The organism is Flavobacterium sp. A45, from assembly GCF_002001005.1.
Classification (GTDB): domain Bacteria; phylum Bacteroidota; class Bacteroidia; order Flavobacteriales; family Flavobacteriaceae; genus Flavobacterium.
The window spans coordinates 1-16,953 of the sequence record NZ_MUNX01000093.1 but is presented as its reverse complement, the minus strand read 5'-3'; the positions used below and the strand labels follow the sequence as shown (position 1 = coordinate 16,953).

The 16,953-nt window shown below is 37.9% G+C and carries 4 protein-coding genes; all 4 read right to left on the bottom strand.

The features are described 5' to 3' along the window. Positions 1-3: 3 nt before the first annotated feature. The 4 genes from B0E44_RS11710 to B0E44_RS11695 all read right to left on the bottom strand — a co-directional run bounded on the left by B0E44_RS11710 (position 4) and on the right by B0E44_RS11695 (position 16,698). The gene (locus B0E44_RS11710; RefSeq protein ID WP_165688792.1) at positions 4-3,327 is read right to left on the bottom strand and encodes a SusC/RagA family TonB-linked outer membrane protein; all 3,324 of its coding nucleotides are present in this window, start codon (positions 3,325-3,327) and stop codon (positions 4-6) included. A gap of 173 nt (positions 3,328-3,500) precedes the next feature. Then, a complete protein-coding gene (locus B0E44_RS11705; RefSeq protein ID WP_077375101.1) occupies positions 3,501-4,649 on the bottom strand; it encodes a FecR family protein in 1,149 nt (382 codons plus the stop codon). A gap of 353 nt (positions 4,650-5,002) precedes the next feature. Beyond that, a complete protein-coding gene (locus B0E44_RS11700; protein WP_165688791.1) occupies positions 5,003-5,599 on the bottom strand; it encodes an RNA polymerase sigma factor in 597 nt (198 codons plus the stop codon). Positions 5,600-5,925: 326 nt separating this feature from the next. Beyond that, entirely contained in the window at positions 5,926-16,698 is a 10,773-nt protein-coding gene (locus tag B0E44_RS11695) for an HYR domain-containing protein (protein WP_077375095.1), read from the bottom strand. Positions 16,699-16,953 lie beyond the last annotated feature (255 nt).

The following is a 16,953-nucleotide window of genomic DNA, read 5'->3' as shown; positions in this document are numbered from 1 at the left end:
TTATTAAAATGATACATTAAGGCTAAGTGTATAGATTCTTGAAAAAGGATAATCAATACCACGCTCTGCTTTCATCGTCGACCAACGGAAGAATTCGTTCGCAAGAGCATTCACTCCCAGTGCAGACAATCCAGCTTTGTTCAACCAATTTTTATTGGTCACTCTATATCCAAAACGAATCGATTCACCAGATAAGTAATCGTCTTTCTGTATAAAACGGGATGAAATTGGAGTTATGCTGGTTAAACTAATTGCTTTAAATTGAGCCTCTTGTCCCGGTGTTGTCCAACGGTCTGTAAAGGCTCTTTCGTCTTGATTATCAAAAACTGAAGTTGCCCCAATGTTCTCAACTTTATTATACAAAGCGTTATTAAATCGTTCCGCTCCAAAACTATAGCGCATGTACAAACCAAAACTGAAATTTTTATAGGTTACATTCGTAGAAACAACGCCTGTTGCCGTTTCTCTTGAATTTCCCATTACAACCTCATCATTTTTATCTAAAATAAAAGTCGTTTGACCATTCTTCTTCAAGAAAACTTCATTTCCGGTTGCTGGATCGATGCCTAAAGAAGGAACAGCCCAAAGATCATTACTGCTTGCTCCATCATAATATCTTGTTAGGCTAGTCGTCTTTTGAGCAGCTTCATTTAATGATGCCAATGCATTATTAAAACCGCCCAGTTCATTGTTTCCTAAAGCAGAGGTTAACCCTACTCCCCAAATGAAATTTTGCTGCAGCTTGTAAATAAAATTATAGTTTAATTTAAGCTCCAAACCTCTTGTGGTAATATATCCAACATTCAAAGGGTATGCCGTAACACCCGTAGATGAAGCAAGGTCGATAGCTACAATCTGAGGAGATGTTTCACGGCTGTAAGCTCCAAAAGTAGCTGTCAATCTGTTTCCAAACATTGCCAAATCTAAACCTAAAGATAAATCTTTGGTTCTTTGAGGTTCTAAATCAGCATTAGCCAATTGAGAAACTCCTAAACCAGCTCCAAAATAATTGGTATTGGCCTCATAAGCATAAATATCGTGAGACGCAAAACCCACTAAATTTTGATTTCCGGTTTGACCGATATTCGCACGAAGTTTTAGTATGTTAACGATGTCTTCATTCATTTTGAATTCGTTATGCAAATTCCACCCAACACCAACTCCCCAAAAAGGCGAATATTTATTGTTTGTGCCAAAATTCGTAGAACCCGATATCGTTTGGGTAAAATCAAATAAAAATCTTCTGTCGTAAGCATAGTTAATTTGGTTTGTCAAATCAATACTTCTAATCATTTCGTTAAAAACAATAGGTTTTGAATTGGCTTCAAATCCAAAAGCAAACGCTGGATTTCCGCCAACTCCAGAAGGAAATCCTCTTAAAACAGACGCAAAAGAATTATTTTTTGTTTCTAGAGCAGAAGCCCTAATGGTATAATTAAAAGAATGCACACCATTAAAAATATTAGAATAAGTTCCTCCAATATTAGCATTCCATTTATCAGTAATCGCCTCGGTATTGGCCAAACTTCCTTTTTCGGTAGGTATATTATTTATATATCTTGTATCCTCTGGCGCAACAAAAACTGTTTTATAGGTATTATTTCTCGAAACGGACAAGGCAGCGGTTGTTTTAATATGTGAATTCACATCATAATTTAAAGCAAAATTATTTGTGAAATTAAAATTATTACCTTTATTAAAACTTGACAACATGACATTATACAAAGGATTAACCGCTTGATTAACTACAAAATTTACCCCTGTATAGGGAACAGATGACCCATCTAAATAACGGGTTGGCACTCCGTTTTCGTTATACTTTGGATAATAAGGGCTAGCCTTTGCATAAGTCGCAAAACTGCCATACGGTGATTCCTGATTATCTCCACCCGATACAAAGAAATTGTTACTAATATTTAATTTGTTTTTTCTGTAAACAATATTACCATTATATCCCCAAGTATTACGCTCAGAGCCTTTCATTGTCCCGCTCAGTGTTTTATAATTTGCTACCAAATTAAACCTAAGCTCTTCTGTTCCTCCGCCAAATGAAAAACTATGGCCAGACGCAATTCCCATTTGGATAGGTTCATTCAGCCAATACGTATCTACACCTCTACGTACATCTGCCAAGCGCTTATTATAAACCTCATTCCATTTAAACTGAGCTTCATGAGGAAGTGCAGAACCTAATTTAACCGTAAATGCTCCGGACAGTCTTTCGAATTCTAACTTTTGCTCTGCATTCATTAGGTTATAAACACTCAAATCGGCTACTTCAAAAGAAGAATTATTAACATAAGAAAACTGTAATTTTCCTGCTACTGGTTTAATTGTTTCAATAACAACAACTCCATTAGCCGAACGGGAGCCATATAAGGCGGTAGATGCAGCATCCTTCAAAAGGGTAATACTTGCAATTCTGTTAATATCTAAATCTACTACTTGCTGTAAAGTAGTCGGAAATCCATCCAAAATAAATAAAGGCTGATTTGGATCTTCTCTAAACTGATTATTTACCTGATCTACAGATAAGCTAGTTTGTCCTCTCACCTCAATAGTAGGCAGAGCGTTTGGATTTGAACCGGCTAAATTATTATCCAAAACAATAAAAGATGGATCTAAGGTCTTTAATGCCTGAATTGCATTTTGTGTAGAAACCTGTCTTAATTGCTCTCCTTTGAAAACTGATATGGCACCAGTTACCAATTCTCTCTTTCGTTCTGTTACCCCGGTGTTAATGACAACATCACCTAATTCTTTTAACTCTTGTTTTAGAGTCACATTAATCTCATTTCTGCCGTTTATTGTTACAATCTGGGATCTGTAACCAATATAAGTGAATAACAAGACGTCATTATCAGGTGCTTCGATGGTATATCTGCCGTCAAAACCAGTTTGGGCAATGGTTTTTGTACTTTTCACCTGTATGTTAACACCCGGCAGAGGATTCCCCCCGCTATCTGTAACACCCCCCTTAATCACAATAGTTTTTGGCTGTTTTGAAACTGCTGAAATTGGTACTTCCTTGACAATAATAGTATTGCCACTAGTCAAGCTAAAATCAAAATCCTTCTTGGAAAGACTCAGTTTTAATAATTCATTTACTCTAATTACCCCTTTTTTTAAATGTACTTTGGGTAATTTTTTAAATAAATCTTCCTGATAAATAAATGTATAGTTAGTTTGCTTTTTAATAATATCAAAAACTTCATCAACTGTTACCGTTTTATCAGTTGCTATTACAATTTTTGCATTTTGAGAAAACAGATTTCCTGAGGAAAAGCCAAAAATTGTAGTGCAAAACAAGAAGATAAAGGTTCTCATAATGTGCATTATTAGTTTTTTTCTTAAAAAGAAAATAACGTGGGTTAATTTAAAATTCATAAATTTACATGTTAATTGGTTAGTTAGTGGTTAAAAATTAATTAATTGATTAATACATGAAAGGGATAAAGTGCGGTACTGTGAGAGGTCTAAACTTTGTTCCCTTTTCTTTTTTATCTAATTATTATCTTCTTGTTTTTTATTTCATAGGCATTAATAAAGTTAATATTCTTGATTGTAGTTAGTATATCTTCGAAGTTTTGATTTTTATTTAACACCCCATTAAATTTTACGTTCCCTAGTACAGGATCTGCAAATATGATTTCTACATCGTACCAACGTGATAATACTTTTGAAATTTCTTTCAAAGTCATTCCTTTAAAAACAAAGAGTCCTTTTCTCCAAGAAATCTCACTATATACATCGACTGAATAGATGTCTATACTGTTGTTATTGAGACTTATTTTTGACTGCTGATTTGGTGCCAAAATTTGTTTTGCTATTGCATTGCTAATCGCTACTTTACCTTCAACTAATGTGGTATAAATAGCAGTTTCATCTTTATAAGCTTTGATATTGAACTCGGTTCCTATCACTTCGACATTCTGATTTTGAGTTTTCACTTTAAATCTGGAACCTTTATGTTTAGTACTTGGTGACACTTCAAAATAAGCTTCTCCATATAATAATTCTACTTGTCTAGTTTCTCCGTCAACAAAAGCTACAGGGTACTTTAACTGGGATTCTGAATTTAACCAAACTTTCGTACTGTCTGATAATTGTACAAAAAACTGACCTCCTCTTGGAATGGTCAAAAAGTTATTCGCAATTCCTGCTCTTATATTATTTGTTGAGTTATAAACTAATTTTTCTCCATTGCTTTTTAGATTTCCAGCGGTATAGTCTTTACCTTTTTCTAATGCTATAATCGATCCGTCTTCTAAAGTCAATGTTGCTTTATCTTTACCAATCATAATAGCATTATTCACAACAATCGGAATGCTTTGCTTCTCAACATCATTTTTGTTGAATAATACAGATATAGAAATTAAAATCGCAACCGAAGCTGCAATGCCAATTTTGAAAACAGTATTTGAATAAAATGGCTTTATTGGCAAGACCTTAACTTCCTCAGTCTCCAATGCATTTTGAAGACGAGCTAGCATTTTACTTCCAATTTCTTCTTTCGTTCCTAATGATTCATTCCAATCTTTGGAGGTTTGAAAACTTTCGTAATAATTCAACAGTAATTTATTCTCCTCCAAATTGGTTTCACCAGAAAGATATCTATCTAATAACACCAAAAATTCTTCTTTTTCCATTTTTTTTTATATTATTCAGGAGTAATAGTAGTAAGTGTATAAAAAGGCATATACCCCCTAGTCGAGATGTCACTTTTTTTTATTTTTTTTTATTTTCTTATAAAAAAACGCTAAACAATAGACAAACAGTCTAGTTGCTGTACTTCACAAGAGTTCATATTTTACCTAACTTCTGACTGTTTAATTTACAGAACAACCAGAAAAAAAGCAAAAAACTACATATTTGTAACTTTATGAGAAAAACATTAGTAAATTTAATTGGAATAAAAAAACTTAACTGTACAAAAATAATTTGTTTTGCTTATACAACAAGACAATCCAAAAGCAAGGACACTAAAACCGAAGATATTTAACTATTTGAAGATATTTTTTGAAAGCCACAAAACCATTGCCATACTGGCCGTACTGCCCATTGACAATCTTATAACTTGAAGTGCTTTGGTAATATGATTTTCGACCGTTTTTGTAGAAATGTCTAAACGTGCAGCAATTTCTTTATGGCTTAATTGCTCGTCTCGACTTAATTTATAAACCAACTGACATTTTTCGGGAAGGGTTTCGATAATCGAACTTATTTGTTGCACTAACTCTTCATGCATCATTTGGGTTTCCGGGGTTGAATGTTGAAAGCGTTTATCGAGATCATCCAAAAATTCTACATGAACTTTGTTCTTGTTCTTTTTAAACTGATTGAAAACCTGATATCTTGCACAAGCATACAAATAGCCTTTTAAAGAGATGTTTATTTCTAACTTTTCTCGATTGTTCCATATATTCATGAAAATATCTTGAATTATATCTTCACACAACTCTTTATCTTTAATAACATTGTAAGAGGAAACAAATAACAATTGCCAAAATTCATTGTACAATTCTGTTAGCGCCTGCTTATCTCCGTTACGTAAACGATTAATTATAACAGTATCGTGATTTAAGTAAGAATTTGACAATTTTTTTTGTTTTGAGTAATAATAATTCTCAGCAAACTTAACAAAATTATTCAATATATTCAATTTGGCCTTTGACTCCAACCTGTAAATATTCTAAATATATCTTGGCAGCCTATTTTCGATAAAATAATTATTTATAACATAAATATCTGCAAGTCGCTTTAAATCAACCAAAAAGGAGTAAGAAAATTGAACAGAGAGACGACAAAAATTCAAACAACAATGTTCGGCTTTTTTTGTATAAAAATGCCCCCAAATAGTGTCTAACTTTTTGGGGGCATTGCAATTAAACGAGATGGCTTTGTTGGTAATTATTAGTTTTTAAATTACTTTTTAATAAGTTTGAGTGCTTTTCGGTTAGAACCTTGATTTACTATTGTAAGATAGGTGCCTGCCGGTAATTCCTCTCCAAACACAATAGGTAAGTCGTATTCACTTTCAATATGTTTGATATGTCTGCCTTGCATATCATATACCTCAATTTCAATTTTATCGGCATTGCCACCTTCCAGTTCAAGAGTGAATTGATAATTGCTTGGGTTAGGATATGCTTTCACATCAAAGAGAGCTACTTCTGGTCTAACTGGATCAATTTCTTTAGCTACAACATTCTCTACATCAATAGTTTTAGCTGAAGGGTTCAAACAGTCAAACTGATTCCAATAAATGTTTTTATTTGTCGAAACAACTCTACTGGCAATATTAAAGCCTTTCATGTAGGTGTTTTTAACAGCATCACCTTCTACTCTGATTGTTCCGTTCGGAGCGAATATACTGGCATTTACAGTTACATTTCCACCCGGCATCACACGAAATTCACTACCACCAATATAGAAGACCGCTTTGTAACCTCCTGTTGGATTTACCAAAGATGATTTACCAACATTCACAGCCGTTTTTACTCTTACTGCTATATTGGAAGCAAAGAGTAATTTAGTAGGTGAAGCATCGGTACCATCAGCCATATTTATGCTGTTAACATTCAATACGCCAGTGTTATTGGCATTAAATTTAACCTGACTACTTCTGCCAATAGTTACTGAACCGAAAATCGTTCCTGTCGTAAAGGTCACATTACAATTGGTTCCAATTGTTACATTTTTATAATTTCCAGTTTTAGTTACTGTGGTATTATTTGGAATACTCAAATCAGACAATCCTGTTGTACTAGTGGAATTTACCTGCATATTAGGTAAAGTCACAGTAACTGGACTATAGATTCTCGTAGGAACATTAGACATAGACCCAACTGTAATAAACCTTGCTTTCACAAATCCTCCTGGCCCTGCTACTGTACTGTTCATTCCAATTTTTGCATAACCCAAAGGTCTTGTAACCCCGACACTTCCTGTTTGAACAAAGTTTTTGTCTCCCAAATTTACATCAGTAAAACCAAGAATAGTATAGTCATTAATAACATTTTGTGGTTGGAAATTATAACTAGCCTGTGCAGTTCCACCACATCCGCCTGATTGACTTACCGTTACTGTATATGTGCCAGCAGAGGATGAATTATACAATGTGATACTTGGTGTAGTTGCTCCTCCTGGACTCCATAAATAAGAATAACTGCCCGCTACTGAAGGATTCACTGTAAGTACCAAACCACTGCAGAATGCATCTGGACTACTACTAGCTATCGATGCTGCAAATGAAGAAGCCGCATTGTTTGTCACTATTACGTCATCATATGCAGTACAAGCACCGCTGCTAACAGTCCATCTAACCGTTGTACTTGTCCCAACTGACACTCCTGTAATCGTTGTAACAGGGGATCCTGGTGTTGTAATCGTTCCTGTACCACTTAACTTTGTCCATGTACCTGAACCAGTTTGTGTCATTGTAAAACTTGAAGTATTACATAGTGTTTGATCCGGTTGATTACTTACTGTTGGTGGAGTACTATTATTAGTAACTGTTACATCATCATAAGCAGTACAAGAGCCACTGCCAACTGTCCATCTTACCGTTGCACTTGTTCCCACTGGCACACCAGTTATTGTTGTGGTTGGAGAACTAATTGTCGTGATGGTTACTGCTGCATTTCCGCTTATTAAGCTCCATGAACCTGAACCGCTTTGGGTCATTGTAAAGCTAGACGTATTGCACAAGGTTTGATCGGGTTGATTGCTCACAGATGGCAAAGAGGTATTTGTTACTGTTACATCATCGTATGCAGTACAAGAACCGCTGGTTACTGTCCATCTAAGGGTTGCACTAGTTCCTGTCGCCAATCCAGTCACCGTTGTGACCGGAGAACTTGGAGAAGTGATATTTGCACTTCCATTTATTATGCTCCATGTTCCACTTCCAATAGATGGTGCGCTTTGTGTCATCGTAAAGCTCGATGTGTTGCATAAGGTTTGGTTAGCCTGATCGCTAACTGGATCCAATGTTGTATTGGTTACTATTACATCATCATAACTACTGCAATTTACGTTTGTCACCGTCCATCGTAATGTGGCACTTGTTGTCACTCCTGTAACTGTTGTTGTTGGCGAATTAGGTGTTGTAATAGTTGCACTTCCTGCTTCTAGAGTCCAGACTCCTGTTCCAGCAGATGGTATACTTTGTGTCATCGTAAAGCTAGACATATTACACAAGGCTTGATCTGGCTGATTACTTACAGACGGCAATATCGTATTCGTTACTGTTACCTCATCGTAAACACTACAAGATCCATTAGTTACTGTCCATCTTACTTTTGCACTTGTTCCCACTGCCACTCCTGTAACATCTGTGTTTGGAGAATTTACATTTGTAATACTTGCACTTCCGCTTATTAAAGTCCAGAGCCCTGTTCCAACCGTTAGCGGACTTTGTGCCAATGCAAAACTTGAAGTGTTACACAAGTTTTGATTCGCTAGATCACTTATCGTTGGCAAACTATCTACAGTTAATGTCACTTCATTAGACGCTGTACTACCACATGAACCATTGATAATCACTCTGTATTGATTTCCATTCATATCAGGTGTTACCGATGGAATATTTAAACTGCTGCTAGTCTCAAAATCAACATCTACCCATCCGCCGCCGCCAGCGTTAACTTGCCATTGATATCCAATTGCAGAAGAACTAACACTGAATGTAGCAGATTGCCCTTCACACTTAGCCAAACTAACCGGTTGTGTATTGATAACCGGAGGTGTAGCGGTAATATTCACTGTTTGGCTTTGATAAGATTCGTTTCCATTAATGTCTTCATAAGTCCAATTAATAGTATGTGATCCAGGTGTATTAAAGGTTGTTGAAACATCTGGTACTCCACTAATATTTCCGTCGCAATTATCGGATGCTGTTGGTGTTGCTACAGTTATCGAACATTCGGCTGTTACTGTTGGTAAAGATGCAACATTTGCCACCGGCGCCTGATTATCCACTACAGTTACTATAAAGCTGCAAGTTGTATCGTTATTTGAAGCATCAGTCGCTGTCCAAGTCACCATTGTATCACCTACAGGAAATATATTGCCCGACAAGTAGCTGTTACTATTAATATTTAAAGTAGCACCATTACAATCATTTACATTTGGCTGTATGTAGAATACTCTCGCCCCGCAAATATTATTATCAGTATTTACAGTTATATTACTTGGACAATTAGTTATAGTAGGTGCTATTTGATCAACCACTGTTACAGTAAAACTAGCGGTAGTGATATTACCATTCACATCAGTAGCTGTATAAGTGATTGTGTGCTCTCCTATCCCTAATAATGTAGAACCGTTTTCATTATAGGTTTCATCACTGCTTAGCAAACTTTCCATTCCGCAGTTATCTGTTGCGGTTGGAGCTGTCCAACTGACCAATGAAGAACAATTACCTCCAGAAACATTAACTATTTTATTTGTTGGCATTCCAATGATAGCTGGTGCTATAACATCTTTTACAGTTACTGTTGCAGTAGCGGAATTTACATTTCCATTGGTATCTGTTACCGTTAAGGTCACTATGTTGGAACCAATATTGGCACAAGTAAAACTGCTTGGTGAAACTGTCATTGATTGAATACCGCAATTATCATTTGAACCATTATCAATATCTGAAACTGTAATACTAACACTGGTTGGACTTAACTCAACCTCTATATTTTGTGTAATTACGGTAGGGATTACGTTGTCATCTACAATGATATTAGTAGTTGCTGTAGTTGTACAGCCACTGTCATCGGTTACGGTTACAGTATAGTCCCCAACACTTAAACCTGAAGTGGTATCTAGTACCCCTCCATTATCCCATGAATAACTATATGGAGAAGCACCTCCAGAAGCTGTTACAGTTGCCGAACCATTACTATTGCCGAAACAATCAACATCTGTTTGTGCTGTTATGGATGCAGTTAATAATGTTGACTCGGTAATGGTAAAACTCGCAATACCCAATACGGTACAACCATTGGATTCTGTAATTGTTACAGAATAGGTTCCAGCTGGCAATCCACTAATATCCTGCGTGGTTTCCCCATTACTCCATAAGTAGGTGTAAGAACCGCTTCCGCCAGTAACACTTAAATCGATAGATCCAGTTGAGGCTCCATTGCAAAATACATCTATTTGTGTTCCGTTGGCTACTACTGCATCTGGTTCAGTAATAACAAAACTGGTAGTACCTGCTACCGCACAGCCTCCTGTATCGGTTACCGTTACGCTATAAGATCCCGCTTCCAATCCACTAATATCTTGTGTAATTTCTCCGTTGCTCCATAAATAGGTGTATGAACCACTTCCGCCACTAACGCTCAAATCTATGGCTCCATCTGCTCCTCCATTACACAATACATTGTCTTGTGTTCCTGTGGCTACTGTTGCATCAGATTCTGTAATCGATACAGTTGCCGTTGTGGTACAGCCATTTGCATCTGTTATTGTTACCATATAGTCCCCAACCTCCAAATTATTGGCGGTGGCGGTAATTTGTGCTAATCCATCATTCCATAAATATTCGTAAGGCTCTGTACCACCAGTTGTTCCTACTGTAGCCGAACCTGTATTGGTTCCAAAGCAACCCACATTGGTTTGTGAAGTTATGGAAGCGGCCAACACCTCTGGCTCTGTGATTATTACTGTTGCTGATGAAACGCATCCATTTCCGTTTGCATCGGTTACAGTTACAGTGTATTCTCCAGCTGCCAAATTATTTGCGGTAGCTGTATTCTGAGATCCTCCATCATTCCATGAGTAAGTATATGGAAGAGTTCCGCCAATTACCTCAACTGTAGCCGAACCAGTTTGATTACCAAAACAATCCACATCTGTATGTGGTGATGTTATGGTTGTTGCCAATGCTATCGCAGGTTCTACAATCAAAAAACTAGTATCGCCTGTTACTGCACATCCATTGGATTCTGTTATTACTACTGAATAAGTTCCTGCTACCAATCCGCTTATATCTTGGGTGGTTTCCCCATTGCTCCATAAATAGGTGTAAGAATCACTTCCGCCTGTAACACTCAGATCAATAGACCCCGTTGAGGCTCCTTTACAAAGAACATCTACTTGCGTTCCGCTGGCTACTACTGCATCTGGTTGAGTAATGGTAAAACTAGTGGTTCCTGTTACCGTACATCCCCCAGTATCGGTTACTGTTACACTATAAGTTCCTGCTAACAATCCGACAATGTCTTGTGTCGTTGCTCCATTGCTCCATTCGTAAGTGTATAAACCACTTCCGCCACTAACACTCAAATCAATAGATCCATCTGCTGCTCCATTACACAATACATTGTCTTGTGTTCCTGTTGCTACCGTTGCTGCTGGCTCTGTAATCGTTACCGTTGCTGTTGTAACACAACCATTTGCATCTGTTATTGTTACCATATATTCTCCAGCTTCCAAACTACTTGCAGTGGCGGTAATTTGTGCTGATCCATCATTCCATAAATATTCGTAAGGCTCTGTACCACCAGTTACTTCTACTGTGGCTGAACCCGTACTGGCACCAAAGCAACCCACATTGGTTTGTACTGGTATGTTAGCTTCCAATACTGCTGGCTCTGTAATTGTTACAGCTGCTGTTGAAATACAACCATTACCATTTGCATCGGTTACAGTTACTGTATAGTTTCCTGCTGCTAAATTAATTGCTGTGGCAGTAGTCTGTGAAGCCCCATCATCCCACAAGTAAGCATAGGGAAGAGTACCACCTGTTACCTCAACTGTAGCCGAACCAGTTTGATTGCCAAAACAATCCACATCTGTATGAGGTGATGTTATGGTTGCTACCAATCCTATCGTAGGCTCTGCAATCGTAAAACTAATATCACCTGTTACGGCACATCCGTTGGATTCTGTAATTGTTACTGAATAGATTCCGGCTGGCAATCCGCTAATATCCTGTGTGATTTCCCCATTACTCCATAAGTAGGTGTAAGAATCGCTTCCGCCAGTAACACTCAAATCAATAGAACCCGTTGAAGCTCCTTTACAAAGAACATCTACTTGTGTTCCGCTGGCAACTACAGCTGCTGGTTCGGTTATTGTAAAACTGGTTGTACCTGATATGGTGCATCCATTTGATTCTGTAATTATCACACTATAAGGAGTCACACTCGCCGCCAATCCACTGACATCTTGTGTAGTTTCGTTATTACTCCATAGATAAGTATAGGAACCGCTTCCGCCAGTAACATTCAAATCGATTGCTCCGGTTGATGCTCCGTTACACAATACATTTGTTGGAGTTCCGCTAGCTACAACTGCTGGATTTACTGTAATGGTAAATGTACATGTATTGGTGCAACCATTGCTATCCGTGTAAGAATATGTTATAATATGAGGGCCAACGCCCGCTATTGCTGGATTGAAATTATTGTCACTTACTCCCATTCCACTATACGTTCCTCCTGCTGGAGAAGCTTCTGTTAATGCATAAAGAGCTGTGTCGATACATACTGCTGAATTGGCCGGACAAGTCATAATTGGCAAAGGGTTCACAACAAAATCTGCTGGTGTACGACAACCCTCAACTGAAGAACATTCTGCATAGAAAGTCGTCGTTCCGGGAGTATTTGTATCTGGCAAGCCCGAACCTGCAACTCCAACCGGATTAAACGGTGAACCAGTCCCAATCGATGTACCACCTGTAGCCGTGGTGTACCATTTAATACTTCCGTTTAAAGCATAGGTTACTGTTATTTGCATGTAATCTACATTTGCACTACCAGTTTGTGGAGTACCAAAAATGTTAGTATCACCTACCACATTCACTTTTAAAGCAACTCCAAAATTTGGATTATTTATATCCGCCGGAGTCCAACTCTCACCCCATAATTCGGCATTGCCTCCATAAGAAACAACGGTTGATGTTGTTGTGGACCAATTGCCCGAAACTGCTTTTTCAGTCCCTGCAATAATCCCTCCTTTTATCAATCTAACTGAATTATCTTGAGCACTACCATTACCAGAGAAGTAACGATTAACAAAAACCGTAATTCCCTTTATTTCTGCATCAGCGGGAATCTCGAAACCATAATTCTTCCCTTGGAGGCTACCCGATGTAGTAACAGTTGTGGTAGCATTACTAACAGTTGAAGGATTACCATTATCAGAGAAAATATCGGTAGGATCTACCCAAGCAACCGTTCCTACGTTGGCAGCTGAACTGGCGTTAGCTGCTGGTGTGGTTATTGGTGCTTCTCGTGGGCATACAGTCGGAGAAGTCAACTCACCACTTTCACCGATACAAACCGATGCTCCAACAGTGCTAGGAATAGGACTAATAATAATTGTTGCAGATCCATTCATATTCGATATACAATCGTTACCAATCGCTAAAATATCTTTTGCAACCACAGTGTAAGTACCCTCAACTGTTTTGTTCCCAAAATCGATTGCAGCACCAGTTCCAACTTCAGGAGAACCATCAGGAGAACCATTCAAATACAATTGGTAATTAACATTGGCCTGTGAATTGCTTAATCCAACTGGCATTCCTGTTCCTCCTACGCAATATGCCCCGCCTCCCGTTACAGAATAAACAGCAGGCAAAGGAATAACAGTTATTTTGACTGCTGGTGAAATATCGCTACATTGATTTACAGCTGGAGCTGCTGGACCTGATGTTACTACTCTTCTATACCACATTGTTTGTGCTAAATTTTGCGGTGGAGTATAACTTTTAGTAGTATTTAAACTATTTGCAGTACTGGCACTTGCCGTATTTGCTACAAAATCATCAGTACTCTGTTGCCACAAATAATTATAGCTTCCATTACCCCCCGTAGGAGTACTTCCTACCAATGTTTCCGGGGCTGCTGCATTACAAATAGATTGATCTGCACTGATTGTATTATTTGAAATTACAGGATTTACGGTTACCGTTGGTGTTACCGTCATTTGCGCTGTACACTGTGTTGCTTCAATTCTTGCCAACACATTGAATGTAGTAGTAGTGGATAAATTCCCTGTAGCAAAATTTGGAGAACTAATGGCTCCTCCTGTATTTCCTGTAACAGTACTAATTACTGTATTAAGATCGGTACTTTTTCTCAACTCATAAGTAGTAGGAGGCGTAGCTGGAGTAATTGATACTGCAGTAATATTTGTTTCGGTTCCAGCACATATAGGAGTTGCCGCCACTGCAAAAGTTCTATTCACAGGTGCCGGATTAACAGTTATCGCTATTGTCTCAGGCATCAGTCTCGAACAATTTGGTGTAACAGAAATATTAGTTGCCAACACTTTGACTGTTACAATAATAGCAGCATTAGCAGTATTCGTCAAGGGATTTGTTTGTAAATCAATAACACCTCCAGTTCCCGCAACAGGACCTCCCGTAGGTTGATCATTCGAATCTAACAATTGGTACTGAATCCCAAACTCAGAATTGTCAACTTGGATAGTTGCAGTAGTGCCGGAACAAATTGGTGCTGTTCCTATTAAACTTCTATCTATAGGCAAAGGATTAACCACTATGGTATAAGCTGCTGTAGCGGATGGGCATGAATTATTGGAAACTGTCATCTTTAAGGTCACAGTATGACCTGAATCACCAGCTGCAGATGTATATGTAGGTGTTAATGACGTTGCATCACTTATTGAACCTTCCCCTGTATATGCAGTTGTTTGATCGATTGTCCACTGTATGGTATCACCTACAGAGGCTGTTGTCCCGCTTACAATTGCACTACTACCTACACAAATCGACTGACTTCCTCCAGCTGTTGCTGTTGGGGCTTTTTCAATAGTAACTATCATTTCATCAGATACCGAAGCATAACAAGGAAACTCTGGATCTCCATCAAAAGGGTCAAATGAAGACAAAGTTAAGGTTACAGTACCAGCAGTTATGTCATCAGATGATGGAATATAGGTTGCTCCAAATGCAGTGTCACTTGGCGAAAACGTCCCTGTACCACTAGTTGTCCACTTACCTTCATCTACTGCCCCTTGCACAGATCCCGCCAAGGAAACATTTGGAGTTAAGGAACAAACTATTCGATCTACTCCTGCATTCACTGAAGGCCCAACTAGCACTTTTACATAATATTCTGCAGTTGCTGGTAAACAGGTACCATTGCTAACTGTCATTGTCAAAGTGACAACGCCACTATTATTGCTTGTATCTGACAATGCAGGCATATAAGTAGGTGTTAGCGTAGTTTCATCACTTAATGTTCCATTACCGTTATGTGTCCATAATATTGTACCGTTAGATGCAGCTGCACCACTAACGGTCGCACTTCCGCTTGAACAAATTGTTATATTAACTGTTTCCGGCGATATTGGTGGCGTTACTGTGGCTATCGGTTCATGCTCTATTGTTATTGTAGCTGTATCATCAATAAACCCACCAGATCTAACACAACCATTGGCATCGGTAACAGAAACTAGAGTATAATTCGTGGTAGTGCTTGGATTATTTACTGGATTAAATTGTGTTTCCGAAGCTACTCCATTTACTGTTTGAATAGAGCCATCATTGTAAACAACCGTATATGGACCTGCACTAGAATTTTCAACAACCAGTAATAATCCTGCCCCAGTTTCACACAATGTATTTCCACTAAAATCAGACACTTGTGGTAAGGGATTCATAGTTATTGCTATATCACTAGTACCTTTGCATCCATTCGCACCTGTAGCCGTTACAGTATAAGTCCCAACCATAGCAAGAGTTGAACTAGAAATTATCGGATTTTGAGTACTTGCAGTATACCCATTTGGACCTACCCAGTTGTAACTATATGGAGATGTACCTCCTGTTGCATCTGTAGTTGTAAGGTTTATTGCAGATCCAATACAAACTGGGCTGTTAGATCCAGCTGACGTAGTAATTGGTAAACATAATTTTTTAAGCGCAATTAAAATCCCACCGTTTGAGCTATTATTTGCGAGAGTTGCTGTACCTGTACCAGTACTACCAGCTACCGGCTTAATTGCCCAAGCAGCACCTACACCCATATCTAAATTGTTTGGACTGTATTGGCTATCATATAATTGAGTCAAAGAAGCTGGTACATTGTTTAGTCTCCAATTACTAATTGTTTGGTTGTCAGTTTGCAATCCAAACATGATAACAGCGGAATCATTGGTTGTGGTTGTAATTCCAGTTGCTGTAAAAGTAGCGTCATTTGCTATACTATTTATAATGCCAGGATCAAGATCAAAAGGCCCTGACGGTGTTCCATCGGCTTGAACACCTCCTGTTACGTCTACTCCCCTAAAAGCAACTATTGAACCTAAATTACCATCATCTCCATTGACATCGCTATCCAAAGTAAATGCAAAATTTGTAGCAGCTACATCTGTTGCGTCAGCCACCTTATATAAAAGAGTACCGTACCATTCATCTCCACTTCCTCCTCCTCCAATTCCTATTTGCCTACCATCAACCACAGTCCATCCACTACGGCTGGCATTTGTCAAATCGCCACCTGTATTACCATCATTATCAGTTTGCATGATATTAGCAAACATCACATCACCAATTGCAAGTCCCGAGGGTCTAGTGATCGTTAGGGTTGTAGTAGTAGTATTCGCAGTTTGAGGAGAGCCTGTAATCTGGGTAATTTGCCCAAAAGCAACACCCTCAAAAAACAAATTCGCAATTAAAAAAACAACAGTAAAAATTCCGGTTTTAGGTAGAAATGCTTTCATATTTTAAGAAATTAAAATTATTAATAACGAATACGATATGCGTAACGATATAGACTAAAATCGGCAGAATGGGGTATCTGTGGGTAATCAAATAAATCGATAGCATTTGGGGTATCTATCTGAATGAAAAAAATTATAGAATTGGGGTTTCTATTTTTTTATAAAATTGAAATCATTTTTCAAGAAAAAGTAAGCCTTTTTTATACTTAAACAAATGTTAATTCAATTATAAAATTATAGTACTAAGTTATATTA

Coding starts and splice junctions, on each gene's coding strand:
- B0E44_RS11710 (WP_165688792.1), bottom strand. CDS start 3,327: ATGAGAACCTTTATCTTCTTGTTTTGCACTACAATTTTTGGCTTTTCC.
- B0E44_RS11705 (WP_077375101.1), bottom strand. CDS start 4,649: ATGGAAAAAGAAGAATTTTTGGTGTTATTAGATAGATATCTTTCTGGT.
- B0E44_RS11695 (WP_077375095.1), bottom strand. CDS start 16,698: ATGAAAGCATTTCTACCTAAAACCGGAATTTTTACTGTTGTTTTTTTA.